Annotated in this window: 28 protein-coding genes; 17 read left to right on the top strand and 11 right to left on the bottom strand. The window is 73.5% G+C overall.

What is annotated here, in order from left to right:
* Positions 1-47: 47 nt before the first annotated feature.
* Complete coding sequence (locus Q0994_RS28175; RefSeq protein ID WP_299539979.1) at positions 48-698, top strand: thymidine kinase; 651 nt, start codon at positions 48-50, stop codon at positions 696-698.
* A gap of 18 nt (positions 699-716) precedes the next feature.
* On the opposite strand, the gene Q0994_RS28170 is transcribed toward Q0994_RS28175, so the two are convergent.
* Positions 717-1526, bottom strand: coding sequence for a type III effector protein (locus Q0994_RS28170; RefSeq protein WP_299539977.1), 810 nt, complete (start codon positions 1524-1526; stop codon positions 717-719).
* Between the two features lie 130 nt (positions 1527-1656).
* Here Q0994_RS28170 and Q0994_RS28165 point away from each other — a divergent pair, with 130 nt between their 5' ends.
* Both Q0994_RS28165 and Q0994_RS28160 read left to right on the top strand, forming a co-directional pair.
* Positions 1657-2091, top strand: a complete 435-nt coding sequence (locus tag Q0994_RS28165; RefSeq protein ID WP_299539975.1) for an Hsp20/alpha crystallin family protein — start codon at positions 1657-1659, stop codon at positions 2089-2091.
* 201 nt (positions 2092-2292) lie between these two features.
* Complete coding sequence (locus Q0994_RS28160; RefSeq protein WP_299539972.1) at positions 2293-2727, top strand: DUF2267 domain-containing protein; 435 nt, start codon at positions 2293-2295, stop codon at positions 2725-2727.
* Between the two features lie 158 nt (positions 2728-2885).
* Here Q0994_RS28160 and Q0994_RS28155 read toward each other — a convergent pair whose 3' ends face one another.
* From Q0994_RS28155 to Q0994_RS28135, 5 genes are all read right to left on the bottom strand, one after another.
* Positions 2886-3200: a glycosyltransferase gene (locus Q0994_RS28155; RefSeq protein WP_299539970.1), complete on the bottom strand. Its 315-nt coding sequence runs from the start codon at positions 3198-3200 to the stop codon at positions 2886-2888.
* Positions 3201-3443: 243 nt separating this feature from the next.
* Positions 3444-4916 carry a UDP-N-acetylmuramoyl-L-alanyl-D-glutamate--2,6-diaminopimelate ligase gene (locus Q0994_RS28150; protein WP_299539967.1) on the bottom strand — a complete coding sequence of 491 codons (1473 nt, stop codon included), beginning with the start codon at positions 4914-4916 and terminating at the stop codon, positions 3444-3446.
* 627 nt (positions 4917-5543) lie between these two features.
* Complete coding sequence (locus tag Q0994_RS28145) at positions 5544-6386, bottom strand: HEAT repeat domain-containing protein (protein WP_299539965.1); 843 nt, start codon at positions 6384-6386, stop codon at positions 5544-5546.
* Positions 6387-6544: 158 nt separating this feature from the next.
* Positions 6545-6964: a pyridoxamine 5'-phosphate oxidase family protein gene (locus Q0994_RS28140; protein WP_299539962.1), complete on the bottom strand. Its 420-nt coding sequence runs from the start codon at positions 6962-6964 to the stop codon at positions 6545-6547.
* Between the two features lie 163 nt (positions 6965-7127).
* The gene (locus Q0994_RS28135) at positions 7128-7904 is read right to left on the bottom strand and encodes a VOC family protein (protein WP_299539959.1); all 777 of its coding nucleotides are present in this window, start codon (positions 7902-7904) and stop codon (positions 7128-7130) included.
* Positions 7905-8139: 235 nt separating this feature from the next.
* Between Q0994_RS28135 and Q0994_RS28130 the strand changes: the two genes are divergently transcribed.
* Complete coding sequence (locus tag Q0994_RS28130) at positions 8140-8967, top strand: sulfurtransferase (RefSeq protein ID WP_299539956.1); 828 nt, start codon at positions 8140-8142, stop codon at positions 8965-8967.
* Between the two features lie 120 nt (positions 8968-9087).
* On the opposite strand, the gene sepH is transcribed toward Q0994_RS28130, so the two are convergent.
* Positions 9088-10146 carry a septation protein SepH gene (gene sepH, locus Q0994_RS28125; protein WP_299539954.1) on the bottom strand — a complete coding sequence of 353 codons (1059 nt, stop codon included), beginning with the start codon at positions 10144-10146 and terminating at the stop codon, positions 9088-9090.
* A gap of 494 nt (positions 10147-10640) precedes the next feature.
* On the opposite strand from sepH, the gene Q0994_RS28120 reads away from it, so the two are divergent.
* Positions 10641-11852, top strand: coding sequence for a hypothetical protein (locus Q0994_RS28120; RefSeq protein WP_299539952.1), 1212 nt, complete (start codon positions 10641-10643; stop codon positions 11850-11852).
* Between the two features lie 98 nt (positions 11853-11950).
* Here Q0994_RS28120 and Q0994_RS28115 read toward each other — a convergent pair whose 3' ends face one another.
* A complete protein-coding gene (locus tag Q0994_RS28115) occupies positions 11951-13192 on the bottom strand; it encodes a D-arabinono-1,4-lactone oxidase (RefSeq protein WP_299539949.1) in 1242 nt (413 codons plus the stop codon).
* On the bottom strand, positions 13137-14477 hold the full coding sequence (locus tag Q0994_RS28110; RefSeq protein WP_299539946.1) for an MFS transporter: 1341 nt from the start codon (positions 14475-14477) through the stop codon (positions 13137-13139). Before Q0994_RS28110 ends, Q0994_RS28115 begins: the two co-directional genes overlap by 56 nt.
* 189 nt (positions 14478-14666) lie before the next feature.
* On the opposite strand from Q0994_RS28110, the gene Q0994_RS28105 reads away from it, so the two are divergent.
* Both Q0994_RS28105 and Q0994_RS28100 read left to right on the top strand, forming a co-directional pair.
* Positions 14667-15791 (top strand): ferrochelatase, encoded by a 1125-nt coding sequence (locus Q0994_RS28105; protein WP_299539943.1) that lies wholly within the window; start codon positions 14667-14669, stop codon positions 15789-15791.
* Between the two features lie 52 nt (positions 15792-15843).
* The gene (locus Q0994_RS28100) at positions 15844-16644 is read left to right on the top strand and encodes an inositol monophosphatase family protein (protein WP_299539940.1); all 801 of its coding nucleotides are present in this window, start codon (positions 15844-15846) and stop codon (positions 16642-16644) included.
* A gap of 132 nt (positions 16645-16776) precedes the next feature.
* On the opposite strand, the gene Q0994_RS28095 is transcribed toward Q0994_RS28100, so the two are convergent.
* On the bottom strand, positions 16777-16950 hold the full coding sequence (locus Q0994_RS28095) for a hypothetical protein (RefSeq protein ID WP_299539937.1): 174 nt from the start codon (positions 16948-16950) through the stop codon (positions 16777-16779).
* A gap of 407 nt (positions 16951-17357) precedes the next feature.
* Between Q0994_RS28095 and Q0994_RS28090 the strand changes: the two genes are divergently transcribed.
* The 4 genes from Q0994_RS28090 to Q0994_RS28075 all read left to right on the top strand — a co-directional run bounded on the left by Q0994_RS28090 (position 17358) and on the right by Q0994_RS28075 (position 20948).
* Complete coding sequence (locus tag Q0994_RS28090; protein ID WP_299539935.1) at positions 17358-18011, top strand: response regulator transcription factor; 654 nt, start codon at positions 17358-17360, stop codon at positions 18009-18011.
* Between the two features lie 8 nt (positions 18012-18019).
* The gene (locus Q0994_RS28085; protein WP_299539934.1) at positions 18020-19258 is read left to right on the top strand and encodes a cell wall metabolism sensor histidine kinase WalK; all 1239 of its coding nucleotides are present in this window, start codon (positions 18020-18022) and stop codon (positions 19256-19258) included.
* 406 nt (positions 19259-19664) lie between these two features.
* Positions 19665-19961: a DUF4193 domain-containing protein gene (locus Q0994_RS28080; protein WP_003965732.1), complete on the top strand. Its 297-nt coding sequence runs from the start codon at positions 19665-19667 to the stop codon at positions 19959-19961.
* Positions 19962-19973: 12 nt separating this feature from the next.
* The gene (locus Q0994_RS28075; RefSeq protein WP_299539855.1) at positions 19974-20948 is read left to right on the top strand and encodes a hypothetical protein; all 975 of its coding nucleotides are present in this window, start codon (positions 19974-19976) and stop codon (positions 20946-20948) included.
* Between the two features lie 18 nt (positions 20949-20966).
* Here the strand turns inward: Q0994_RS28075 and Q0994_RS28070 are convergent, their stop codons facing one another.
* The gene (locus Q0994_RS28070; RefSeq protein WP_299539852.1) at positions 20967-21425 is read right to left on the bottom strand and encodes a DUF3093 domain-containing protein; all 459 of its coding nucleotides are present in this window, start codon (positions 21423-21425) and stop codon (positions 20967-20969) included.
* 58 nt (positions 21426-21483) lie between these two features.
* On the opposite strand from Q0994_RS28070, the gene Q0994_RS28065 reads away from it, so the two are divergent.
* From Q0994_RS28065 to kdpA, 6 genes are all read left to right on the top strand, one after another.
* Positions 21484-22068, top strand: coding sequence for a PaaI family thioesterase (locus Q0994_RS28065; protein ID WP_299539849.1), 585 nt, complete (start codon positions 21484-21486; stop codon positions 22066-22068).
* The gene (dut, locus tag Q0994_RS28060; protein ID WP_299539847.1) at positions 22068-22595 is read left to right on the top strand and encodes a dUTP diphosphatase; all 528 of its coding nucleotides are present in this window, start codon (positions 22068-22070) and stop codon (positions 22593-22595) included. Before Q0994_RS28065 ends, dut begins: the two co-directional genes overlap by 1 nt.
* Position 22596: 1 nt before the next feature.
* Positions 22597-23364, top strand: coding sequence for a DUF3710 domain-containing protein (locus tag Q0994_RS28055; RefSeq protein WP_299539844.1), 768 nt, complete (start codon positions 22597-22599; stop codon positions 23362-23364).
* 164 nt (positions 23365-23528) lie between these two features.
* A complete protein-coding gene (locus tag Q0994_RS28050) occupies positions 23529-23699 on the top strand; it encodes a hypothetical protein (protein ID WP_299539842.1) in 171 nt (56 codons plus the stop codon).
* Complete coding sequence (kdpF, locus tag Q0994_RS28045) at positions 23696-23785, top strand: K(+)-transporting ATPase subunit F (RefSeq protein ID WP_299539839.1); 90 nt, start codon at positions 23696-23698, stop codon at positions 23783-23785. Before Q0994_RS28050 ends, kdpF begins: the two co-directional genes overlap by 4 nt.
* 7 nt (positions 23786-23792) lie before the next feature.
* Positions 23793-25457: a potassium-transporting ATPase subunit KdpA gene (gene kdpA / locus Q0994_RS28040; RefSeq protein ID WP_299539837.1), complete on the top strand. Its 1665-nt coding sequence runs from the start codon at positions 23793-23795 to the stop codon at positions 25455-25457.
* Position 25458: the final 1 nt, after the last annotated feature.

Raw genomic sequence — 25458 nt, 5'->3', positions numbered from 1 at the left:
CGAGCCGCCTCCCCCCCACCGCATCACCGAAAGGCGCCCGACCTCTCATGCCCGAGCTTGTGTTCTTCTCCGGGACGATGGACTGCGGAAAGAGCACGCTCGCCCTGCAGATCGGGCACAACCGGTCGGCCCGGGGCCTCCAGGGCGTGATCTTCACCAGGGACGACCGTGCGGGGGAGGGCAAGCTCTCCTCCCGGCTGGGCCTGGTGACGGACGCCGTCGAGGCCGCCGAGGGGATGGACCTGTACGCCCACCTGGTGGACCACATCAGCCGGGGCGGCCGGGCCGACTACGTGATCGTGGACGAGGCGCAGTTCCTCGCCGGGGAGCAGATCGACCAGCTCGCCCGGATCGTGGACGACCTCAACCTCGACGTCTTCGCCTTCGGCATCACCACCGACTTCCGCACCCGGCTCTTCCCCGGCTCCCAGCGCCTGATGGAGCTGGCCGACCGGATAGAGGCGCTCCAGGTCGAGGCGCTCTGCTGGTGCGGGGCCCGGGCCACCCACAACGCGCGCACCGTGGACGGCGAGATGGTCGTCGAGGGCGCCCAGGTGGTCGTCGGCGACGTCAACCAGCCGACCGGCCAGCTCGGTTACGAGGTCCTGTGCCGACGCCACCACCGGCGGCGGATGACCGCCGCCGGCGCCCGCGCGGGGGTGCTGTCCCCGGACGTGCTGCCGGTCGGACAGGGCTGACCGCAGGGTCCGCCCCGCTCATTCCCCGGCCGCCGTGGCGGTGCCCGGTGTGCCTGGTGTGCCCGGCATATCTGCTGTGTCCGGCCCCGGGACGTCCGAGGCGCCCGGGACGTCCGCGGCGCCCGGGACGTCCGAGGCGTCCGCGCCACCGCGCAGCCGCTCGGCGTGGCGGGTGAGGGTGTCGACGCGCACCGCGAGGTCCGGATGGCCGGTGGTCAGGTGCGCGTGCGTGGCGGTCAGCGGGTCGATCAGGCGGGCCGCGTCGTCCTGGGCGAGGGCGTCGGCGAGCCGCGCCACGGGGGTGCGGGACGGCGCCGCCAGGTCGGTGAGCGCGGTGATCTGCCCGGCGAGCTGGCGGAGGGGGGCGGCGTTGTCGCGGGCCCAGGCGACCAGGGTGCGGTCGGCCGCCCGCCGCCCCCGGGTGGCCTGCACGCGCTCCTCGGCGGTGCTTCCCGGCGTGCCCGGACGGACCCGCAGATAGCGGCGTTCGGCCGCTTGCCGGCTGGCGACCCCGAGCGGGTGGGCGAGGTCGGCCCAGCTCGCGCCCGCGGCGCGGGCCGCCTCGATGAGGCCGGGTTCCCACGCGGCCAGTTGGCCGCGGAGCTCGCGCAGGAGCAGCAGCGCGGCCAGCGCCTGCTCCACGCTGGTCATCTCCTTGCCGTCGGGCGACCCGGCCCCGGGGCCGCCGACGGATCCGTCCTCGCCCGGTTCGGCCTCCGGCGGGGTCCGTGCGGTGCGCACGGCCCGGTCGATCGCGTTCAGTGCGGTCTCGGCGGCCAGGAACGACGTGGGGTCGTCGGCCGCGTCGGACGGGGGTGGGCCGGCCATCGTCCATCTCCTTCGTCTGTCACCTTTCGGATGACATCTTGCTTGTCATCGTTCGGATGACATGCTACAACAGATGTCAGGTGAAGCGCATGAGCAGTTTCTGCCAGACCCTGACCGGAGGTGTTTCCCCATGTTGATGCGCACCGACCCGTTCCGTGAACTCGACCGGATCGCCCAGCAGCTGACCGGCACGACGGGCACGTGGTCCCGTCCTTCGGCGATGCCGATGGACGCCTACCGCGAAGGCGACGAGTACGTCATCGCGTTCGATCTCCCCGGTGTCGACCAGGACGCGATCGACATCGACGTCGAGCGGAACATGCTGACCGTCCGGGCCGAGCGCCGGCCGGCGGCCAAGGCCGACGACGTGCAGGTCGAGCTCTCCGAGCGGCCCCTGGGCGTGTTCTCCCGGCAGTTGGTGCTGGCCGACACCCTGGACACCGAGCGCATCGGCGCCGCATACGACGCGGGGGTCCTGACCCTGCGCATCCCGATCGCCGAGCGCGCGAAGCCCCGCAAGATCACCATCGGCGGCGCGTCCGCGCCCCGCCAGATCAACGGCTGACCAGATCAATGGCTGACCAGATCAACGGCTGACCCGGCCGGCCAACGGCTGACCCGACCCGCGGCGGCAGCAGGGGCGGGCGGTGGCACCGCCACGCCCGTCCCCGGTCGCCGTGCCGCTCCGGACGTCTCCGGCGCCGGCCGGCCGCCATCTCCCCCAGTCCTCCGACGCCCGCTGTCCGGGCGAGAAAGGTCACGACCCATGACGACGCTGCTCGAACCGGCCCCCGTGGGGGCGGACATGACGTTCGACCGGATGCTGGAGCGGATCAGGTACGAGGGTGCCTATCCGACTCGGGAGCGGGCGGAGGCCGTGACGCGAGCCGTGCTGGAGTGCCTCGGGCGGCGGCTCACCGGGGAGGTGCGCGCCGCGCTCGCGTCCTGCCTTCCGCAGGAGGCCGCCACCGCGCTGCTGGCGCTTCCCTCCGAGGAGGAGCGGCTCACCGGCTGGGGCTTCGTCAAGGACCTGGCCCGGCGGACGGGCGGCACGCCCGCCACCGCCCGCTGGGACGCCGGAGCCGTCCTCGGCGCCGTGGACGACCTCGCCGGTCCCGCGCTGATGGACCGTCTGCTCGCCGGCCTTCCCCCGGGTTACGCCCTCCTGTTCGGTCGCGCCGAGCTCCTGCGGGCCGCCTGAAACGGGACCCGACCGGAGGCTGCGGCCCGCACCGGAAGCGGCGGCCGGGACCAGCCGCCCGAAAGCCGGGCCGCGTCCGAGGCGAACCCCGTGCCGGGGCGAGCCGCGCCGGGGGTGTGCGCCCCGCCGAACCACGGCGGCGCCACCCCCGCCGCACGTCAGACCGGGACGACCGCCCCTTCGCGCATCCAGCCCCGGCCGTCCGCCGCCGCGTCGGTGGCCACCAGGACATAGCCGTACTCGTTGTAGGACGCGCCCTCGCAGGTCGAGGCGCCGACGATGTCACCGGCGTACTTGGTCTTGACGACCGCGCTGTTCGGGTTCGGGTTCTCGTACACCCCGGCGGTCGGCCAGACGACCTTGTACTGGCAGCCTGCCTGTGCGGCCGCGCCTGCGGCGGGGGCGGTGACGAGGGCTCCGGCCAGGCCGAGCGTGGTGGCCAGGACGGCGGTGGCGATGCGGGTCGTGCGCATGGTCGGCGGTGCTCCTCGGAGGACGGTGATGTGACAGGAGCATGATGACAGGCCGGTCCGGTCCGCGCCGCCGGCGTGGCGAAACGCGCGTAGCGGCGAACCGCGCGGGGGATGCGAGCGGCGCGGTGTTGCGAGCGGTACGGGGGTGCGAGCCGCGGGGAGGTGCGGGGACCGCCCGGTCACCCCTGCCTGCCCTCCACGGCCCTCACTGCTTCCCGTCCGCCGCCCTGTCGGCAGCTGCGTCTACCGTCCCGTCAGCTCCCGCACGGTCGCCATGTCGCTGAAGGGCAGCAGCGCGTCGCCCACGATCTGGTGCGGCTCACTGCCCTTCCCGGCGATCAGGACGATGTCCTTCGGGCCGGCCGCCGAGAGGGCGTGGGCGATGGCCGCGCGGCGGTCGGAGAAGCGCTCCCACGGAGTGCCGGTCGCCCCGATGCCCCGAGCGACCTCGTCCATGATCGTCTCGGGGTTCTCGTGGCGCGGATTGTCCGAGGTGAGGACGCACAGGTCGGAGTGGGTACCGGCGATCGTCCCCATCGCGGCGCGCTTGGTGCTGTCACGGTCCCCGCCGCAGCCGAAGACGGTGATCACGGAGGCCGGGGCGAACCCCCGCACGGTGCGGAGCACCTTGTCGAGGGAGTCGGGGGAGTGCGCGTAGTCCACGATCACGGAGGTTCCCCCCTCCGTGGTCAAGCGCTCGAAACGGCCCGGGATCTGCGGCATGTGTGCGAGCGCGGCCACGAGCCCGGCCAGGTCGTGCCCGAGGTGATGGCAGGCGGCCACCGTGGCGAGCGCGTTGGCCACCGAGAACCGGCCGGGCGACGGGATCGCCGCCGCATACGCGCGGCCGTCGTGGTGCAGCGTGAAGCGGGTCCCCGAGGCGTCCACCATCAGATCGGTGGCCCGGTAGTCGGCGTCCGCGTCGAGGGCGTACGTGGTCACCGCGCCCGGCATCAGCGCGTCGATTCCGGCCCCCACCGGGTCGTCGGCGTTCACGACGGCGTGCCGGCACAGCCCCTGGAACAACCGGAGTTTCGCGTCCCGGTAGTTCTCCATGGTGCCGTGGTCGTCCAGATGGTCCTGACTGAGGTTGGTGAAGATCCCCACGTCCACGAAGGTGCGGTCCATCCGGTGCGTCAGCAGGCCCATCGAGGTCGCCTCCAGCACCACCCCGGTCACCCCCCGGTCCCGCATGTGCCCCAACAGGTACTGCAGATCGGGGGATTCCGGGGTGGTCAGCACCGACGGGGGCATCGGGACCGGTTCGTCGCCGATGCGGCTGCCGGCCGTGCCGATCACACCGGTCCGGGCGCCCTCCGCGATCCGAAGGACGGACTCGACCATGTACGAGACGGAGGTCTTCCCGTTGGTTCCGGTGACCGCGATGAGGTCGAACGCCCTGCCCGGTTCGCCGAAGTAGCGCGAGGTGAGCACGGCCGCGGCGCGCCGGGTGTCGGGGACGCGTACCACGCACCTCTCGGACGCGCCGGGCGGCAGCACGCAGTCGCCGTCCACGACGGCCGCGGCCGCGCCCCGGGCGAGTGCCGGACCGACGGCTCCGGGCCCGCCCTCCAGGTGTCCGGGCACCGCGACGAACAACGACCCGGGGGCGACCCGGTCGGCGTCGAACGTCGTACCGGCCGAGATCCACGTCTTCTCGGGGTCCCCGTGCAGGACGGTGTGCTCCTGGCCGGCCAGGAGTTCGCTCAGCTTCAAAAATGATCCCCTCAGAAGGCGGCTGCGGCCGGGGTGCGGCCGTCGCCGGAACGCGGCCGACGGCAGTGCGCCGGGACCGCGGTGGTGAAGCCGGGCTCGCGCGGCCGACGGAGGCGGGCGCGCGCGGAGCACAGCGGGACGGGGCCTTGCCCCGGTCGGGAACCACTGGGTGAACCGTCTGCCGGACCGCCCGGGAAGAACGGTCCGGGAACGGTGCGTCGAACGCCCCAGGAGGCGAAGAAGATCGCTAGCCGAGACCCGGCAGCGGCGCGCGGCGGACAGCGGGCACGTCGGAGCCGGCCCGGTGCGGGCGGTCCTCCGTCATGACGCTGGTGCGGCGCATGGGCCGAGTGTACGTCCGCCGGGACGGCCGGCGCCCCGCCCCTGGACAGCCGTACGCCCTCCGAGCGGCCTTGCGCACTCCGCGGAGCGACCGTACGCCGTAGGAACCGCCGGCGGGCGCACGGTCCGAGCCCTTGGGCCTCCCAGCGGCCGAGCCGCCCCCCAGCGGTCCGAGCCCTTGGGCCTCCCCGGAGCTCCGAGCCCTTGGCCTCCCCAGTGGTCCGAGCCGACGGCGTACGGCCCGAAGCCTCTGCGGCGTAGGGCCGGAACCGTCCGGGGCCCGGATCAGGCCCGCGCGGTCGTGATCCGTTCGAGCACGTCCGTGTAGCGGGCCCTGTGGTCCGGCCGGGCGCGGGCGGCGGCGTGCCGGAGCGGGGGCACCCCCGAGGCGCCCAGCCGGACCAGCCCTTCGGCCGCCGCCTCGCGGACCACGGGGTGCGGGTGCCCGAGCAGATCGGTCACCGCGGGTGCGGCGGGCTCCCAGCGGGCGTGGCACACGATCCGGATCGCCGAGCGGACCACGGAGGGCTGCGGATCGCCCAGCAGCACCTCGGTGTGCCCGAGGTACGTCCGGCGGTCCAGCGCGGTCCGCGAGGCGCGGTGGGCGTGCAGCCGCACCCCGGCCACCGGGTGGTGCAGCAACTCGTCCACCAGACGGCGGAGTTCCGGGTCCTCCTCCCCGCCGGGCGCGACCGCAAGCCGGGTCAGCGCCCTGCGTACCTGGGTCGGGGTCCCGGTCCTGGCGAGATCCAGCGACTCCTGCCGGGACGCGGCGCGCGGCGTCGCGCCCGGCCCCGGACGAACCCGCGCCGCCGCCCACGCCTGCGCGTCCCGGCGTGCCGCGTCCGGGTCCCGCAGCACCCCGTCGACCAGCAGGGTCCGGTCCGCGAGGTCGTCCCGCCCCTCGTCGCGCAACCGTCCCAGGGCTCGCTCCAGCGCCGGGGTACGCAGCAGCGGACGGCCGTCCAGCAGGTCGAGGCACCCCCACGCCCCGCCCTCCAGGCGGTCGTGGAGCCGTTCCGCCAGCAGGTCCGCGGGGACGGCGCGCAACGCCCGCGCGACGGCCGGGCCCGCCGACAACGCCTCGTCGACGGCCGTGTCCAGGCGTGGGTCCCCCGTGCTCGTCACCCCGGGAGATTAGCCGTCGTCCCGCGCGCACCACCATCCGGTTTCCGGGGCCGCGACGGGGCCGCGACGGGTCCCGATACGGGTCCCGCGATGTCCCGCGTCAAGGCCGCGCACCCCCGTGCCCCGCGCGAGCGTCCGGCCGTGCGCCGTGCGGCGTCTCACGGTGCCGTACCTGCCAACAACCAGCGGCGTACCGGGATTTCGAGCAGGACCCGTGCTCCGCCCCCTTCGTACGGGGCGACCGCGTCCCAGGCGTACTTCTCGGTGAACGCCTCCGTGATCCGTTCGGGGAACGGGCCCCTGTACAGCACCGCTTCGCCCTCCGCGACGACCGGACGGTCACCGCCCTCCAGCATCAGACAGACGCCAGGGAACCGCTCGATGTTGCGGACCTTGACGGACGAGGCGTCCGTGCCGACCCACCAACTGCCCCGCGAGAACACGAACCAGACCGGTGTCGCGTGCGGGGTGCCGTCCGGGCGCACGGTGCACAGCCAGGCATTACGTTCCCGGGCCAGCCGTTCGTGGACGGCGGCGGACGGTAGCGGTGGTGCGGCGGGCGGCGGCGAAGAGTTCATCCCGCCATTCCAGCCGCCTCGCGGGCCGCGCGCCTCGGGCGGCCGTCGCGATTGCGCTCGGCCCCCGGTCCTACACCTCCCGGTCCTGCGCTCCCCGGTCCCGCGCCCCCGTTGCTCCACCCCCCGCCCGGTCCCGGCGCCGGTCCCGGCGCCGCGGCCGGTCTCAGGACCGCTCGGTGCGGACGATCGTGAAGACCGCGCCCTCCGGGTCGCAGACGGTGGCGATCCGCCCGTTCGACCCCTCCCGCGGCGGTTGCAGGACGTGACCGCCCAGCTCCACCACCCGACGCGCGGCGTCGTCGGTGTCGTCCACCTCGAAGTACGTCATCCAGTGCGGGCCGCGGTCGCGCGGCAGGGCGTGGCCCACCCCGTGCAGGGCGGCGACGGGCCGGCCGTCCAGGTGCAGCGTCTGGTAGTCGAAGTCGGCCGACACGACCGCCTCCGCCTCGTAACCGAACACCGCCTGGTAGAACTTGCCGACGGTCGCCGTCTCGCGGGTCAGCAGCTCGTTCCAGACCGGGGTTCCGGCGGTGCCCGCGAGCTGCGTCCCGATGTGCGCGGCGGCCTGCCACACCCCGAAGACCGCTCCGCCCGGGTCGGACGCGATGGCGAGCCGGCCCGCGTCGTCCGCGTCGATCGGGCCGACGGCGACGGTGCCGCCGCAGGACCGGATCGTCTCGGCGGTCAGCGCGACGTCGTCGGAGGCGAGGTACGGCGTCCAGGCGACCGGGAGATGCCGGTCGGGCGGCAACTGCCCGATGCCGGCCACTTCCCTGCCGTCCAGCCGGCCCCTTACGTACGGGCCGAGTTGCTCGGGGCCGGGGCGGAACTCCCAGCCGAACAGGGCTCCGTAGAAATCCTGGGTCGCGGTCAGGCTGTGCACGATCAGACTCACCCAGCAAGGCGTTCCGGGCGTGCGCCGGGTGGCGGCCTCGGTCATCGTCGTCTCTCCTCGGACCATCGTGGTGGCCGTACGCGGGAACGGGGCCGGCAGCGGGTCCAGGTCACGGCCCGGCTGAGTAAGCCCCGGCCCCGATGCTTTCACCACCGGGCCCGCCGGGCGCCCCCTGCCGCGCCGCACGGTGCGGGTTCTCGACCCGGCGCGGACGTGGTGCGCCGGTATGTCGGGCGGGTACCCCTACGCGCGGACGGGCCACTGCGCGAAGATGGCGTCCATGAAGCCCATCATCACCGCATCCGCATGCCTCAGCGAGTCGGCGGGCCCCCGTCCGCCGGTGTTCCTGGACGTCCGCTGGCAACTGGGCGGCCCGAACGGACGGCCCGACTACGAGGCCGGTCACCTCCCCGGCGCCGTCTTCGTCGACCTCGACACGGAGCTCGCCGGTCCACCCGGTTCCGGCGGCCGCCACCCCCTCCCGGACCCGGAGGCCTTCGGCGCCGCCATGCGCCGGGCCGGGGTGCGGGCCGACCGGCCGGTGGTGGTCTACGACGGCGGCCAGGGCTGGGCCGCCGCCCGCGCCTGGTGGCTGCTGCGCTGGGCCGGGCACGAGGACGTCCGGGTACTGGACGGCGGGCTGCCGGCCTGGACCGGTGAGCTGTCGAAGGAGATCCCCGCGCCGCAGGAGGGTGACTTCCGGCCACGGCCCGGTGCGCTGCCGGTGGTGGACGCGGACGGCGCGGCGGCCCTGGCCCGGACCGGGCTGCTGCTGGACGCGCGGGCCGCGGAGCGCTACCGGGGCGACGTGGAGCCCATCGACCGGGTCGGCGGGCACATCCCGGGCGCGGTCTCGGCGCCGACGGGGGAGAACGTGGGAGCCGACGGGCGGTACCTGCCCGCGGAGCGGCTGGCCGAGCGGTTCGGTGCGCTGGGCGCGCGGGACGGCGGCGAGGTCGGCGTGTACTGCGGCTCCGGGGTGTCCGGCGCGCACCAGGTGCTCGCGCTGGAGATCGCGGGCCTGCGCGGGGTGCTGTACCCCGGCTCGTGGTCGGAGTGGAGTGCGGACGAACACCGTCCGGTCGCCACCGGCCCCGACCCGCAGTAGCCCGGTGCCCCCGGCCGGACACCCGGAAGTGAGCCCTGCCGGACGTGCCGGAGGCCCGTGCGCGAGGGATTCTCGCGGACGGGCCTCCGGCGGCGGGCGGGGAGCGGGGCTCCGCCCGGATCAGTCCTGCTTCTTCCTGCGGGTGCCGAAGACGATCTCGTCCCAGCTCGGCACCGCGGCCCGTCGGCCCGGCCGGACTCCGTCCGCCTCGGCCTGCCGGTCGGTCGTCCCGGTCAGGCGGTCGCGGTGGCCCGCGACCGCACGGGGCATGAGCACGTCGGCGTAGGCCGAACCGGCACCCGCGGAGGCCGCGGCGGCCGGCGGTTCGTCGGCCTCGGGCTCCTCGGCGGCCGGTTCCATGGCCGACGGCTCCGGCGGGGAGGGCCGCTCGGGCACCACCATGTCGCCGCGGAAGCTCGGCACCGCCTCCAGGAGACTGGTCAGCGAGTCGCGCTCGGCAGCCGACGGAGCGGTGTACTCCTCGGGTTCGGAGGAAGCCGGGGCGTGGTAGCGCTCCATCTGCCGGTCGAGAGCACGGTCCAGGGGCCGGTCGCGCGGCAGCCGGGCGATCCGGGGCACGAACGGGAAGCTCGGCTCCGGGGCGGCGGCCTCGCTCTCGCCGATCAGCGAACGCGCCTCGTCGTCCACGGCCTGGACCAGGCGGCGGGGCGGATCGTAGGTCCAGCTCGCCGAGTGCGGCTCGCCCGCGACGCGGTAGACCAGCAGGACCTCCCAGGTGCCGTCGTCGCGGCGCCAGGAGTCCCACTGGACGGTCTCCTTGTCGGCGCCGCGCAGCAGCAGGCGTTCCTGTACCGCGTCGCCGAGCTGGGGGCCGGTGTTCTCGCCGGGGCGGCGCACGGGGGTCTTCCGGGCGCGTTCGGCCATGAAGGCGCGCTCCGCCAGGACCGGGCCCTCGAAACGGCGCACCCGGTCGACGGGGATGCCCGCGAACTGGGCCACCTCCTCGGCGGAGGCGCCGGCCCTTATACGGGCCTGGATGTCGCGTGGGCGGAGATGGCTCTCCACCTCGATCTCGATCTGACCGAGCCGCGCGCGGTCGTTGCGCACCGCCGCACGGAGACGCTCATCGATCGGAAGCGTGTACTCCGTGCTGTCCGCAGCCTTGAGCACCAGTCGTGTGCCGTCGTTGGAGACGGCCACGACACGCAGTTCGGGCATGGGGACCTCCCGGGTGGTGCCTGCCGACGTCACGTGCGTCGCTGCTTCCGCTAGTCGAGTGTGGCCTGCCCGGGTGCAGCCTGCCACAACCTTGCCAAGTTGCCCGGCGTGTCGGGCCGCGGCCCCTCACACCGTCCTGACACGATCACCTGCCGCGCCGCGGGCGACCGGGACGGCCGTCCGTGCACGGAAGCGCCGTGCGATGCCTTGGCGCCGCCGGTTCGACTGCCGCCTTCGGCCCCCTTCGTGTGTCCCGTGCCACCCACGCAGGAGCACGGTCCCAGGGCTCGTCACAGTACTCCATTCGGGCCACCGGGGTGGTCCGGCGCGCCGTTCGAGTTCTCGGCGGGCACGCGGGTCCTGTTACCCACTTGCCCGCCATTTGCCCGTGTTGCGTGTCCTGCTTCACAGAATCACCAGAAACGGAACTATCCCCTTCGCTCGTTTGTCCCTTCCTGGTGCAGGGTGGGAGAGATGTCAAGCAAGGGCTGGTCATGGTTCAGAGGGCGGAAAAGGACACGGAACCCGAAGAGAGGCGCATCGATCTGAATCTGCCGCAGGTCGCCGGCAGCGCGCTGGCCGCGGTGGCGGCGGCGGTCGCGGCCTCGCAACTGGGGGTGTACGGCACGATCGTCGGGGCGGGGGTGATGAGCATCGTCGCCACCTGCGGAAGCTCGGTCTTCCAGCACTTCTTCCGCCGCACCGGCGAGCAGATCCGCGAGGTCACCGTCCAGGTCACCCACCCCACGGGCCGTCAGGTCTCGGTGCGGACCCGTGAGACCACCCGGGAGCCGTGGCCGCCGGACGACCGGTGCACCGCCGGACCCCGGGAGCCCGACCCGTACGGCGCCTCCGGCGCGGCCTTCGCGGGGAACGACGCGACCCGTCCGGTACCGGCACCCGGCGCCGCCACCGGACCCGTCACCTGGGGCGTCCCGGTGAACGACACGGACGGCACGCGGCTGCTCGGCGCGGTGCCCGGCGGCGACGCCGACCGCACCCAGCTCCTCGGCACCGTTCCCGAGGACGACGACGCGACCCGGATGCTGCGGGCGGCCCCGGAGACGGACCCCGAGCGCACCCGGATGCTCCGGGCGGTCCCGGTGAACGAGGCCGACAGCACCATGCTGCTGCGGCAGGCGGACGCCGCGGGCGTGCCGGCGCAGGACGCCCCGCAGGACGACGACTGGTCGGACGGCACCACCCACGCCGTGCGGCGCGGCTGGAAGAGGCCCGTCCTCGCTGCCGTCGTCGTGTTCGTCGTGGCGATGGTCGGGATCACCGCGTTCGAGATGATCTCGGGCAGCGACCTCAGCGGCGGCCGCGGCACCACCGTGGGTTCGGTCGTCCGCGGCGGCAGCGGCGGTTCCGGCTCCACCGACCCCTCGCCCGCCACCAGCACCGGCGGCGACGAGCGGGGCGACGAGCAGGGCGACGAGCGGCAGAGCCCGGACACCGGGACGAGCGCCACCCCCGGCACCGGCACCGCGAGCCCGACCCCGGAGGGCGGAGCGGGCACCGACGCCACCGACGCGCCGACCACCGCCCCGTCCGGTGCGGACGGCGGGGCCTCGCAGGCTCCGACGCCCACGCCGTCCGCCACCGACGGCGGCACGGCCACGGCGCCGGCGGAGACCGGCGACGACGGCTCCGGCGAGAACGGCGAGAACGGCGAGCAGCCGGGGACCGGCGCCGACGGCGAGTGAACCGGCGCGCTCCGGCGCGGCCGACGACGGCGCGAGGGCCGGGGCCCCCACCACGAGGGTGGGGGCCCCGGCCCTCGCCGCTCCGGGACCGGGACGCCTCAGTCGCCCAGCACCCGGCGCAGGTAGTCGTTGGCGAAGACGCGGTCCGGGTCGAGCCGGTCGCGCAGCGCGGTGAACTCCCCGAACCGGGGATAGACCTCGGACAGGTAGGCCGCGTCGCGGGTGTGCACCTTGCCCCAGTGCGGCCGGCCCGCGCGCTCGGTCATCAGCCGCTCCACCGCGGTGAAGTACGCCTGGTACGGGGTGCCCTTGTACAGGTGCACCGCGATGTACACCGACTCGCGGCCCGACGCGGTGGACAGGGCGATGTCGTCGGCGGGAGCGGTCCGCACCTCCACCGGGAAGCTCACCCGCAGCGGCGACCGCTCGACCATCGCCTTCAGCTCCCGCAGCGCCCCGGCCGCCTCGGAACGCGGCAGCGCGTACTCCATCTCCACGAAGCGCACCCGGCGCGGGCTGGTGAACACCTTGTAGGGGATGTCGGTGTAGGTGCGGGCCGACAGGGCCCGGCTGGAGATCCTGGCGATCGACGGGATGGCCGCGGGGACCGCCCGGCCGACCGAGCAGGCCACCTGGAACACCGCGTTGGAGAGGAGCTCGTCCTCGATCCAGCCGCTGATCCGGCCGGGAGGGGCGGCCGGTCCGGCGCTGCGGTTGTTGCGCTTGGTGGTGCAGTTGCCCGTGTGCGGGAACCAGTAGAACTCGAAGTGCTCGTTCTCGGCCACGAGCGCGTCGAACTCCGAGGTGACCCGCTCGAAGCTCATCGGCTCCTCGCGGGCCGTCAGCAGGAACACCGGCTCCACGGCGAAGGTGAGGGCCGTCACCACGCCGAGCGCGCCGAGCCCGATCCGGGCCGCCGCGAACACCTCCGGGTTCTCCTGCGGAGAGCAGCGCAGCACCTCGCCGGCGGCGGTGACCATTTCCAGCGCCCTGATCTGCGCCGCTATGGAGGCCGAGTCGCGGCCGGTGCCGTGGGTGCCGGTGGAGGTCGCCCCCGCCACGGTCTGCTCCATGATGTCGCCCATGTTGGTGAGCGAGAGCCCTTCCCGTGCCAGCGCGGCGTTGAGGCGCTTGAGCGGGGTGCCCGCCTCGACCGTCACGGTCATGGCCGCGCGGTCGATGTCGCGGATGCCCGTCAGCAGGCCGGGGCGTATCAGCACCCCGTCGGTGGCCGCCGCCGCGGTGAAGGAGTGGCCGGTGCCGACCGCCTTGACCCGCAGGCCCTCAGCGGCCGCCGCGCGGACCGCGTCCGCGAGCTCGTCCACCGATGCCGGGGCCACGCTCCGGGCCGGCCGCGCGGTCACGTTCCCCGCCCAGTTGTGCCACGTGCCCCGCGTCGTCCGAGCGTAGGTCTCGGTCATCTTCCCCGCGCCTTCCCGTCTTCGCCGGCTCCGCGAGCCGGCGGTGCCCCAGGAGCGCCACCGCGGCCGCGGTCACTCCGGCCGCCGCGGACACCACGTACCCCGCACCGGCGCCCGAGGCGTCGACCACCCAGCCGGCGGCCGAGGAGCCGAGCGCGACCCCGACGGCGAGCCCGGTGCTGGTCCAGGTCATGCCCTCGGTCAGCTTGGTGCGGGGGACGTGCTGCTCGACGAGGGCCATGGTGGTCACCATCGTCGGTGCGATGGCGAGGCCCGCGACAAAGAGCGCCACGGCCAGGAACGGGAGGCTCCCGGCCAGTTGGAGGGGGATCATACTCACGGCCATCGCGCAGACCCCCACCAGCCACCGGGTGGAGGCACGGCCCGTGAGGTGCAGCAGCCCGAAGACCGCACCGGCCAGACAGGACCCGAGGGCGTAGACGGCGAGCACCAGACTGGCCGCCGCCTTGTGGCCGCGCTCCTCGGCGAACGCCACCGTCACCACGTCGATCGAGCCGAAGATCGCCCCGGTCGCCACGAAGGTGAGCGCCAGCACCTGGAGGCCGGGGGAGCGGAGCGCGGAGCCGCCGGACTGCGGCGACTTCGGGTGGGCCGCCGGCTCGGTGGCCCGCTGCGCGGTCAGCCAGAACACCCCGATCACCAGGAAGACCCCGGCGAGCAGCGGGCCCGCTTCGGGGAACCAGGCGGTGGACAGCCCGATCGAGACGATCGGCCCGAAGATGAAGCACACCTCGTCGACGATCGACTCCCACGAGTACGCGGTGTGCAGCTCGCGCGGCGAGCCCCGGTGGATCTCCGCCCACCGGGCCCGGACCATCGATCCCACGCTGGGGACGCAGCCCGCCGCCGCCGAGAAGACGAACAGCGTCCAGTCCGGGAAGCCCTGCTGCGCGCAGACCAGCAGCCCCGCCACGGCCGCCGCCGCGAACAGGGTGACCGGGCGCAGCACCCGCCGTTGCCCGTAGCGGTCCACCAGCCGGGAGACCTGCGGGCCGAAGACCGCCGCCGCCATCGCGAGGGTCGCGGAGAGCGCGCCCGCCAGTCCGTAACGGCCGGTCAGCTGGGACACCATGGTCACCACGCCGATGCCCATCATGGACAGCGGCATCCGGCCGAGGAGTCCGGCGGCCGAGAAGGCGGTGGAGCCGGGGGCGGTGAAGAGGGCGCGGTAGGGGCTGGGCACGGGGACTCCGGTCGGACCTGTCATGCGTGAAGAGGGCCGACACAGCTTACGGCCGGGGACGTCCGCTCCGCCCCCGCCCACCGGCACCCCGGGCCGGCCCGCCGGACGACGCCCCCGGTCCGCGCCGGCCCGTGCGGCGGAGGGGATGTCGGTCGCCGCGCTGTCGGCGGCGGATGGCAGGATCGAGGCATGTCCGATGTGCGTGATCCCGCTGTGTACGACGCCCTGCTCCTGCTCTCCTTCGGCGGCCCCGAAGGACCGGACGACGTGGTTCCGTTCCTCCGGAACGTCACCCGCGGCCGGGGCATCCCCGAGGAACGGCTGAAGGAGGTGGGGCAGCACTACTTCCTGTTCGGCGGCGTGAGCCCGATCAACGCCCAGAACCGCGACCTGCTCGGCACCCTGCGCGCCGACTTCGCCGAGCACGGCCTGGACGTCCCGGTGTACTGGGGCAACCGCAACTGGGCGCCTTACCTCACCGACACCCTGCGGGAGATGGTCCGCGACGGCCACCGCCGCATCGCGGTCCTCGCCACCAGCGCGTACGCCTCCTACTCCGGCTGCCGCCAGTACCGCGAGAACCTCGCCCAGTCGCTCGCCGAACTGGAGGCCGAAGGGCTGCCGGTGCCGCGGGTGGACAAGCTGCGGCACTACTTCAACCACCCCGGCTTCGTACGGCCGATGGTGGACGGCGTGCTCGCCTCGCTCGCCGAGCTGCCCGAGGACGTCAGGGGCCGCGCCCACCTGGCCTTCACCACGCACTCCATCCCGGTCACCGCGGCGGACGCCTCCGGCCCCGCCGAGGACCACGGCGGCGGCGGCGCGTACGTCGCCGAGCACCTGGACGTCGCCCGCGTCGTCGTGGACGCCGTCCGCGAGCAGACCGGCGTCGACCACCCGTGGCAGCTCGTCTACCAGTCCCGCAGCGGCGCCCCGCACATCCCGTGGCTGGAGCCCGACATCTGCGACCACCTGGAGACGCTGCACGGCGACGGCGTCCCCGCCGTCGTGATGGTCCCGATCGGCTTCGTCTCCGACCACATGGAGGTCCTCTACGACCTCGACACGGAGGCCACCGCCAAGGCCGCCGAGCTGGGCCTGCCGGTCCGCCGCTCCGCCACCGTCGGCGCAGACCCCCGGTTCGCGGCCGCCGTCCGCGACCTTTTCCTGGAGCGCACCGCCGCCGAGAACGGCCGGTCCGTGGAGCGCTGCGCGCTGGGCCTGCTGGGCCCCTCGCACGACGTGTGCCCCGTGGGGTGCTGCCCGGCCAGGGCCCCGAAGCCCGCCGCCGCGGGCGCCGACAGCCCGTTCTGACCCGGCCCCGACCCACCGACCCCCGAACCGCCACCACCACTCCGGGAGCGCCGTGACCGACCCCCTGCCGACCGAACTGCTCGACCTCGCCCTGGAGGCGGCCCGCCGCGCCGGAGCGCTGCTCCGCGACGGACGGCCCGCCGACCTCGCCGTGGCGGCGACGAAGTCCAGCCCCGTCGACGTGGTCACCGAGATGGACATCGCCGCCGAGAAGCTGATCACCGGTTTCCTCGCCGAGCACCGCCCCGACGACGGCTTCCTCGGCGAGGAGGGCGCCGGCTCGCCCGGCAGCAGCGGCGTCCGCTGGGTCATCGACCCCCTCGACGGCACCGTGAACTACCTCTACGGGCTGCCGACCTGGGCCGTCTCCATCGCGGCCGAGCGCGACGGCGAACGGATCGCCGGCGTCGTCGAGGTCCCGATGCGGCGCGAGACCTTCCACGCGGTGCTCGGCGGCGGCGCCCACCTGAACGGCGCCCGGCTGGCCTGCCGTCCGGCGGCCCCGCTCGACCGGGCGCTGGTGTCGACCGGCTTCAACTACGTCACCACCGTCCGCACGCACCAGGCGGACGTCGCCCAGCGGCTGATCCCGCGGCTGCGGGACATCCGCCGCGGCGGCTCGGCCGCCGTCGACCTGTGCGACGTGGCGGCCGGCCGGCTCGACGGCTACTACGAGCGCGGCCTGCACCCCTGGGACCTGGCGGCGGGCGACCTGATCGCCCGCGAGGCGGGCGCGCTGACCGGCGGACGCCCCGGCCTCCCTGCCGACGGCGACCTCACGGTGGCCGCCACCCCCGCGGTCTTCGCGCCCCTCCAGGCGCTCCTCGAAGAGCTGGGCGCCTGGCACGACTGACCGGGGCCAATCCCCCTTGCCCCGGCGCACGAAAAGCCCGCCGGGCCCCTGGTGGGGGCTCCGACGGGCTTCGCGTGCGGGCGGGCGGCGGCTCCGCCGGCGCCGGTGGGCGCCGGGGCGTCCCGCGGTGGCTCAGACGGCCGTGGCGCCGATGTCGACACCGTGCTCGGCGGCGAGGCGGAGGAGGTCCTCCAGCTCGCTCTGTTCGACGTCGGCGAGGAAGTCGTCGCCCGTCTCACGCGCCCGGGTGAGGTCGGACTCGGTGGTCCTGATGCGGTGCAGCAGACCTGCGGTGAAAGCGTCCATGGAAGCGCCCCCTCGTCGTGGGTGGGTGGCACGGGGGTGTGCCCGGGAGTGCCCCGGGCAACGAGCCCGGGGACGGGCGATCACGCGGCTCCGGCGGTGACGGAACGGGCCGTGGTGGACGCCACATGCGTGGCGTGATCGCGGGGTGTGCAACCGTCATCCCCACCCCGTGCCCGGCAGAAACCTCAACTGGCCCGAGATTCCGCCGTCTTCCCGGGCGTGGCCGTCCGGCCCCCGTGCCGTCACCCGCCGTCTTACCGCCGGTTTATGCGCGTTGCAGGCAGGATGGACGCGCACGCCCGTGCCGGCGCCCCCGGACGGAACGCTCCGGACACCGCCGTAGCCGGCCGGGGAGGGGCGACGGACCGTGCACCCATGATCCGAAGGACCGAAGGAAGGACAGCGCCGTGCGCGTACTCGTCGTCGAGGACGAGCAGCTGCTCGCCGATGCGGTGGCCACCGGACTCCGCCGCGAGGCGATGGCCGTCGACGTCGTGTACGACGGGGCGGCCGCCCTGGAGCGGGTCGGCGTCAACGACTACGACGTCGTGGTCCTGGACCGCGACCTCCCGCTGGTCCACGGCGACGACGTCTGCCGCAAGATCGTGGAGCTGGGCATGCCCACCCGGGTGCTCATGCTCACCGCCTCCGGCGACGTCAGCGACCGGGTGGAGGGGCTGGAACTGGGCGCGGACGACTACCTGCCCAAGCCCTTCGCCTTCACCGAGCTGACCGCCCGGGTCCGCGCCCTCGGGCGCCGTACGACCGTGGCGCTGCCGCCGGTCCTCGAACGCGCGGGCATCAAGCTCGACCCGAACCGCCGCGAGGTCCACCGCGACGACCAGGAGATCCAGCTCGCCCCCAAGGAGTTCGCGGTGCTGGAGGTCCTGATGCGCAGCGAGGGGGCCGTGGTCTCGGCGGAACAGCTGCTGGAGAAGGCCTGGGACGAGAACACCGACCCGTTCACCAACGTGGTGCGGGTGACGGTCATGACCCTGCGCCGCAAGCTCGGCGAGCCCCCGGTCATCGTCACCGTCCCCGGCTCCGGCTACCGGATCTGAGGACCCCCATGGCAGCCCCGCAGGTGCCGGTCACGGCACCGCCCAAGCCCACCTGGGACCCCAAGCAGGAACCCACCTACCCGTGGCTGCGTCCGACCATCCGGATACGGCTCACGCTGCTCTACGGCGGGATGTTCCTGATCGCGGGCATCCTGCTGCTGTCGATCATCTACATGCTCGCCGCTCAAGCCCTGCACGACGCCGGGAACATCGCGTTCCAGGTGTCCGGCACCAATGTGCGGATCGCCAGCGAGACCTGTCCGCAGCTCGCCACCGCCCAGGACAACAGCCAGCTCAACGAGGCCCTCAAGGCGTGCACGGCCGCCCAGCGGCAGCACGCCCTGGACAGCCTGCTCAACCGGGCCCTGCTGGCCCTGGTGGGGCTCACCGTCATCGCCTTCGCCTTCGGCTACGCCATGGCCGGCCGGGTCCTCTCGCCGCTCGGCAAGATCACCCGGACCGCCCGCCGGGTGGCCGGCACGGACCTGACCCGGCGCATCGAGCTGGACGGCCCGGACGACGAGCTCAAGGAGCTGTCCGACACCTTCGACGAGATGCTCGACCGGCTGGAGCGGGCGTTCACCGCCCAGCAGCGGTTCGTCGGCAACGCCTCGCACGAACTGCGCACCCCGCTCGCCATCAACCGGACGCTGCTGGAGGTGCACCTCTCCGATCCCGAGGCGCCGCCGGAGCTCCAGCAGCTCGGCAAGACCCTGCTCGCCACCAACGAGCGCAGCGAGCAGCTCGTCGAGGGGCTGCTGCTGCTGGCCCGCAGCGACAACCAGATCGTGGAGCGCAAGCCGGTCGACCTCGCCGAGGTGGCCGAGCGCGCCGTCGACCAGTCGCTCGGCGAGGCGGCGGACAAGGGCGTGGAGATCCGGGGTGAGCGGGCCGGGGCCGTGGTGCAGGGCAACGGCGTCCTGCTGGAGCGGATCGCGCTGAACCTCGTGCAGAACGCCGTCCGGTACAACGTGCCGCGGGACGGCTGGGTGGAGGTCACCACCGCGGTGGTGGCCGGGCAGGCGCTGCTGACGGTCTCCAACACCGGCCCGGTGGTCCCGGCCTACGAGGTCGACAACCTCTTCGAGCCGTTCCGCAGGCTTCGCACGGAGCGGACGGGGAGCGACAAGGGCGTCGGCCTCGGCCTGTCGATCGCGAGGTCCGTGGCGCGTGCCCACGGCGGCCGTATCATCGCGGAGCCCCGCGAGGGCGGCGGACTCGTGATGCGCGTCACTCTCCCGGTCTGAGAGACTGCGCACCGTGAGCGCGTTCTCCGGCGATGCGTTCGCTTTAAGCGGAATTTTCGGGACGAGTCACCGGTTGAGCGCTGTGTGATCGATCACAGTGCCGCATCGGGGACGTTCTACTCTGCGTGAACCCCGCAGGGCCGGAAACACTGGGATCGCCCGAGTTTTCCCGGGGCTTTATCACGGGAAGTACACGGGGTGGCACCCGACGACCGCGGTACGGGGACCGTGTACGGTCCCCATCGCCACCTGAGCCGACCGCCGTGAACGGGGCCCGGCCGGGTGTCGATTGAGTAACAGACCTTGATGTGAGGCAAAATCTCCGCCTCAGGTCGGGCACAAGTCCGGCCTCTCATGCGTTACGTGCGCTGAGACACCCGCAGACACCCAAGAGGGGGAGAGCGACATGGCAACGGATTACGACACCCCACGCAAGACCGACGACGACGTGGACCAGGACAGCCTCGAAGAGCTCAAGGCTCGTCGGAGCGACAAGACGGCCTCGGCCGTCGACGTCGACGAGTTCGACGCCGCCGAAGGCCTGGAACTGCCCGGCGCGGACCTGTCCAACGAAGAACTCGCCGTCCGCGTCCTGCCCAAGCAGGCCGACGAGTTCACCTGCATGAGCTGCTTCCTGGTGCACCACCGCAGCCAGCTCGCGCGCGAGAAGAACGGTCAGCCCATCTGCCGCGACTGCGACTGAGGCGGGGCCGCCGTGGCAGGCGAGAACCCGTTCAGGAAGCGGCGCTCACGGCGCACCGAAGGGCCGGAGGCGCAACAGGGCGGTACGGGCCCGGGGAAGGACGCTGAGGCGTCCGCCGAGCACCGGCCCGCCCCCCTCGACACCTCCGGCACGTCCGTCGACGAGCGGGGCCCCAGGGCCTCGCTCGAAGTGGCGGGCGGACAGGAACACGGCACGACCGGGGCCGGCCGTCGGCACACGGTGAAACGGGGCATCCGCAAGGGCGGCGAGTCCGCCAAGGCGGTCGTCTCGATGCTGGCCGACCGGATCATCGACATCGCCCCCCGCGTCCCGGTCCGCGACCTCGCCACCCTGCGCCGGCACTTTCCTGGCCTGGGCCCGGAGGAGATCGCCGACCGGCTCGTCGCGGGCGCCGGCCGCGCCACCGCGGCCGTCGGAGCGGGCATCGGGGCCGCGGCGATGATGCCCGTACCCCCCGCCATGCTGGCCGAGCTGGCGGCCGAGATCACCGGCGTCGCCGCCATCGAGATGAAGCTCGTCGCCGAGCTGCACGAGGTCTACGGCAGGCGCCCGCCCGGCAATCTGGGGCAGCGTTCCACCGCCTACCTCACGGCCTGGACCGAAGAGCGCGGCATCGACGTCACCAAGCCCACCACGCTCAACTCCGCCCTCGGCGGCCAGATGAAGCGCGAGCTGCGCCAGCAGATCATGAAGCGGATGGTGCGCAACCTCCCCAATCTGATCCCGTTCATGGTCGGCGCGACGGTCGGCGCGGTGATGAACCGCCGTGACACCAGGAAGCTGGCCGAGCGCGTCCGCGAGGACCTGCGCGCCCACCAGGTCGGCTGGGACCGGCTGCCCGCGCTGCCCCCGCTGGAACAGCCCGCCGACCCCCACCCGCTGCCCCCCGAGGTCACCGGGAACACCCTCCCGCCGGCCGCCGGCGAGGAGACCGGGGGTGACCGCGGCGCCGGCAAGGGCGCCTGAGGCCGCCGCCGTGCGCCCTCAGCCGGCCGGTACGGCGGCCAGCGCCGCCGCCAGCGCCTCGGGCTCACGCGTGGAGAGGTAGAGATACGGAGTGGGATCCTCCGGGTCCGTCACCTCGACCTTGACGGCCGTCGGCACATAGCTGCGCAGCAGCATGAACGCCCGCGCGTCCGCCCGGTGGGTCCGCCACTCCCGCGCCTCCTCGGCGTCCAGCACGCTCACCGCGCCGAGCGCCGTCAGCGGGATGTTCGCGTCGCCCGCGACCAGCGAGCCCGCCACCACCCGGATCCGCACCGAGCCGTACGCGCTCATCACGACGGCGGTCGCCGCGGTGCCGCCGACCAGGCCGCCGAGCAGCGGCAGCACCCCGAACGGCAGCAGCATCAGGGCGCACGCCACACCGATCCCGAAGGCGAGGAACCACCAGGAGCGGGGCGTGGTGAGACGTTCGTCGAAGCGCGGTCGCGAAGGCTGCATGGAACCAAGCTTGGCACGGCGTGCCCCGCGCTCCGCCGCGCGGGTAAGGTCTGCGCGTGTGAGTGGAACATCTGCGGCGTTGACGCCTCCCCCCGACGCGGTGGCCCCCGTCCGGCACCCCGAAGCCCCCGCCCCCGGCGAGCTCCTGGGTTCGCACTACGAACACTGTTTCGGTTGTGGTGACGGGCAGCCGCACGGACTGCACCTGAGCGCGCGGGCCGGGCAGGGCGTGGACGTCACCGCCGGCTTCACCGTGGCCCCCGAACACCAGGGCGCCCCCGGCCTTGCGCACGGCGGGATCCTCGCCACCGCGCTGGACGAGACGCTCGGCGCGCTGAGCTGGCTGCTGCGGGTCGTCGCGGTCACCGGACGGCTGGAGACGGACTACCTGCTGCCCGTACCGGTCGGCACCGAGCTGCACCTGGACGCCCGGGTGACCGCGGTGCACGGCCGCAAGATCTACTCCTCGGCTACCGGCCGGATCGGCGGCCCCGACGGGCCGGTGGCCGTCCGGGCCGACGCCCTCTTCGTCGAGGTCAAGATCGACCACTTCGTGGACAACGGCCGCCCGGAGGAGATCCGCGCCGCGATGTCCGATCCCGACCTGGTCAAGCGCGCCCGAGCCTTCGAGGTGAACCCCTGATGTCCGGACCCGTCGACGTACTCCTGCGCCGCCTCGACCCCGACGTACCGGTGCCGTCCTACGGGCACCCGGGCGACGCGGGCGCCGACCTGGTGACCACCGAGGCCGCCGAACTGGCGCCGGGGGAGCGGGCGGTGCTGCCCACCGGCGTCTCGATCGCGCTGCCGGACGGCTACGCGGCCTTCGTGCACCCCCGCTCCGGGCTCGCGGCCCGCTGCGGAGTGGCTCTCGTGAATGCCCCCGGGACGGTGGATGCCGGGTACCGTGGAGAGATCAAGGTGATCGTGGTCAACCTCGACCCGCGCGAGACCGTGCGGTTCGAGCGTTTCGACCGGATCGCCCAGTTGATCGTCCAGCAGGTCGAGAAGGTGCGCTTCCACGAGGTGGCGGAGCTTCCCGGTTCGGCTCGGGCCGAGGGGGGCTTCGGGTCCACCGGCGGTCATGCCGCGGTGGACGGCGACACGGGCGGTCTCACCCCGGGTGGGAAGAACTACGCTTCGGTCGTATCCGACCGGGAAGGACAGTGACGTGTTCGGACGTCGCAAGAAGAGTGGTTCCGCCGAGGACGTGGCGGACGAAGCGCGCGAGACCGAGCAGGTCGCCGACGAGCTCGATGACGACGGTGCCGCGGGCGGCCGCCGCACCAACCTGCCCCCGGCCCCCCGGCCGGACGGACCGTGGGACCTCGCCGAGGTCTCCCGGCCCGGTGAGGGACGCGTCGACCTGGGCGGCCTGTTCGTGCCCGGCGTCGAGGGCATGGAGCTGAGGGTCGAGGTGGCCGGGGACGCCATCGTCGCCGCCACGGTCGTCCTGCGGGACACCGCCATCCAGCTCCAGGCGTTCGCCGCGCCCAAGAACGAGGGCATCTGGGGCGAGGTCCGCGAGGAGATCGCCTCCGGCATCACCAAGCAGGGCGGTGTCATCGACGAGGTCGAGGGACCGCTCGGCTGGGAGCTGCGGGCCCAGGTGCCGGTGCCGCTGCCCGACGGCAAGACCGGCGTGCAGCTGGTGCGGTTCGTCGGCGTCGACGGCCCGCGCTGGTTCCTGCGCGGCGTGATCTCCGGCCAGGGAGCCGTCCAGCCGGAGGCCGCCGGTCTGCTGGAGACGATCTTCCGGGACACCGTGGTGGTCCGCGGCGACGGGCCGATGGCCCCGCGCGACCCGCTGGTCCTGAAGCTGCCCGAGGACGCCCAGATGGTGCCCGAGGGCGTCCAGCAGGAGGACCAAGAGAGCTCGAAGTTCTCCGGCGGCATGGGCCGCCTCCAGCGCGGCCCGGAGATCAGCGAGATCCGCTGATCCCACCCGTACGCACGGCCGGTGGGCCGCACCCCTTTCCCGGGGGTGCGGCCCACCGGCCTTTTCGGTGCGGTGGTGCGGGGCCTCCGGCGCGCGGACGGGGCCGCCGTCAAGAGCGCGTATCGCGCACGTATGGACGACGTCAGGGCTCGGGCCCCGGACGTATGGGAGGCGTCAACGCGGACGGTGCCGGGCCCGGACGGGGGTTTGCTCAAGGGGTCCGAGAAACCAACCTCACCCGGGAGCTCACGATGGCCGATGCGGCCTTCGTCGTCACCACGATCGCGCTCTTCGCGCTGGTGGCCCTCATCGCCAAGGGGGTGGCCAAGCTGTGACCGCCGACAACATCGCCGGCCTCGTGGTCGCCGCCGCCCTGCTGGGCTACCTCGTCCTCGCCCTCCTCCACCCGGAGAGGTTCTGAGAACGTCATGAGTCCCGTCCTCGCCGGTGTGCTCCAGGTCCTCGCGCTGATCGCGGCGCTCGGTCTGGCCTACCGCCCCCTCGGCGACCACATGGCCCGCGTCTACTCCGGCGACCGCGACCTGCGGGTGGAGAAGTGGATGTACAAGGCCGTGGGCGCCGACCCGCGCATCGCGATGCGCTGGCCCGCCTACCTCCGCGCGGTGCTCGCCTTCTCCGCCGTGAGCGTCCTGTTCCTGTACCTCCTCCAGCGGCTCCAGGGCGTACTGCCCGGCTCGCTCGGGTTCGCGTCGATCGACCCGGACCAGGCGTTCAACACGGCCGCCTCGTTCGTCGCCAACACCAACTGGCAGTCCTACTACGGCGAACAGGCCATGGGCCACGTGGTGCAGACCGGCGGCCTCGCGGTGCAGAACTTCGTCTCCGCGGCCGTCGGCATGGCGGTCGCGGTGGCGCTGGTCCGCGGCTTCGCCCGGTCCCGTACCGGTGAACTCGGCAACTTCTGGGCCGACCTGGTGCGCGGCACCGTCCGCGTCCTGCTGCCCCTCGCCGTCGTCGGCGCCCTGGTGCTGGCGGCCTGCGGCGTCATCCAGAACTTCTCCGGCATCCACGACGTCGGGCAGTTCACGGGCGGCACTCAGCAGTGGAACGGCGGCGCGGTCGCCTCGCAGGAGGCCATCAAGGAGCTCGGCACCAACGGCGGCGGCTACTTCAACGCCAACTCCGCCCACCCCTTCGAGAACCCGAACGGCTTCTCCAACCTCTTCGAGGTCTTCCTGATCCTCCTCGTCCCGTTCGCGATGACCCGTACCTTCGGCCGGATGGTCGGCTCGCTCCGCCAGGGGTACGCGATCCTCGCCACCATGGGCGCCATCTGGCTCGTCTTCACCGGCCTGATGATGTGGACCGAATTCGCCCACCACGGGCCCGCGTTCGAGCTCGCCGGCGGAGCCATGGAGGGTAAGGAGAATCGATTCGGCATCGGCGGCTCGTCGATCTTCGCGGTCGCCACCACCCTCACCTCCACCGGCGCGGTCAACTCCTTCCACTCCTCGTTCACCGGCCTCGGCGGCGGCATCACCATGCTCGGCATGCAGCTCGGCGAGATCGCGCCCGGCGGCGTCGGCTCCGGGCTCTACGGGATGCTGGTGATGGCCGTGGTCGCCGTCTTCCTGGCCGGACTGATGGTCGGCCGCACCCCCGAGTACCTCGGCAAGAAGATCGGCACCCGCGAGATCAAGCTGGCCGCCTGCTACATCCTGATCACCCCGGCGCTGGTGCTCTGCTTCACCGCCCTGGCGCTGGCGCTGCCCGCCCCGGCCGACTCGATGACCAACTCCGGCGCGCACGGCTTCTCGGAGATCCTGTACGCCTACACCTCCGGCGCCAACAACAACGGATCCGCCTTCGCCGGGCTCAACGCCGACACCCAGTGGTTCAACACCACCATCGGGCTCGCGATGCTGCTCGGCCGGTTCGTGCCGATGGTCTTCGTGCTGGCCCTGGCCGGGTCGCTGGCCTCCCAGAAACCCGTACCGGCGACGACCGGCACGCTCGGCACCCACACACCGCTCTTCAGCGGGCTGCTGGCCGGCGCGATCATGGTCGTCACCGGTCTGACCTTCTTCCCCGCCCTCGCACTGGGCCCGCTCGCCGAAGGGCTGGCGTCATGAC

Source organism: uncultured Streptomyces sp., assembly GCF_947488945.1.
Lineage (GTDB): Bacteria > Actinomycetota > Actinomycetes > Streptomycetales > Streptomycetaceae > Streptomyces.
This window is presented reverse-complemented; position numbering and strand designations above follow the sequence as displayed.

Bases quoted from the DNA above. Each gene is read 5' to 3' on its own strand.
- Q0994_RS28085 (WP_299539934.1), top strand. From the start codon at position 18,020: ATGGCAGCCCCGCAGGTGCCGGTCACGGCACCGCCCAAGCCCACCTGG.
- Q0994_RS28170 (WP_299539977.1), bottom strand. From the start codon at position 1,526: ATGGCCGGCCCACCCCCGTCCGACGCGGCCGACGACCCCACGTCGTTC.
- Q0994_RS28080 (WP_003965732.1), top strand. From the start codon at position 19,665: ATGGCAACGGATTACGACACCCCACGCAAGACCGACGACGACGTGGAC.
- Q0994_RS28070 (WP_299539852.1), bottom strand. From the start codon at position 21,425: ATGCAGCCTTCGCGACCGCGCTTCGACGAACGTCTCACCACGCCCCGC.
- sepH (WP_299539954.1), bottom strand. From the start codon at position 10,146: ATGCCCGAACTGCGTGTCGTGGCCGTCTCCAACGACGGCACACGACTG.
- Q0994_RS28140 (WP_299539962.1), bottom strand. From the start codon at position 6,964: ATGAACTCTTCGCCGCCGCCCGCCGCACCACCGCTACCGTCCGCCGCC.
- Q0994_RS28120 (WP_299539952.1), top strand. From the start codon at position 10,641: ATGGTTCAGAGGGCGGAAAAGGACACGGAACCCGAAGAGAGGCGCATC.
- Q0994_RS28050 (WP_299539842.1), top strand. From the start codon at position 23,529: ATGGGAGGCGTCAACGCGGACGGTGCCGGGCCCGGACGGGGGTTTGCT.
- Q0994_RS28160 (WP_299539972.1), top strand. From the start codon at position 2,293: ATGACGACGCTGCTCGAACCGGCCCCCGTGGGGGCGGACATGACGTTC.
- Q0994_RS28130 (WP_299539956.1), top strand. From the start codon at position 8,140: ATGAAGCCCATCATCACCGCATCCGCATGCCTCAGCGAGTCGGCGGGC.
- Q0994_RS28105 (WP_299539943.1), top strand. From the start codon at position 14,667: ATGTCCGATGTGCGTGATCCCGCTGTGTACGACGCCCTGCTCCTGCTC.
- dut (WP_299539847.1), top strand. From the start codon at position 22,068: ATGTCCGGACCCGTCGACGTACTCCTGCGCCGCCTCGACCCCGACGTA.
- kdpA (WP_299539837.1), top strand. From the start codon at position 23,793: ATGAGTCCCGTCCTCGCCGGTGTGCTCCAGGTCCTCGCGCTGATCGCG.
- Q0994_RS28165 (WP_299539975.1), top strand. From the start codon at position 1,657: ATGTTGATGCGCACCGACCCGTTCCGTGAACTCGACCGGATCGCCCAG.
- Q0994_RS28095 (WP_299539937.1), bottom strand. From the start codon at position 16,950: ATGGACGCTTTCACCGCAGGTCTGCTGCACCGCATCAGGACCACCGAG.
- Q0994_RS28175 (WP_299539979.1), top strand. From the start codon at position 48: ATGCCCGAGCTTGTGTTCTTCTCCGGGACGATGGACTGCGGAAAGAGC.
- Q0994_RS28135 (WP_299539959.1), bottom strand. From the start codon at position 7,904: ATGACCGAGGCCGCCACCCGGCGCACGCCCGGAACGCCTTGCTGGGTG.
- Q0994_RS28155 (WP_299539970.1), bottom strand. From the start codon at position 3,200: ATGCGCACGACCCGCATCGCCACCGCCGTCCTGGCCACCACGCTCGGC.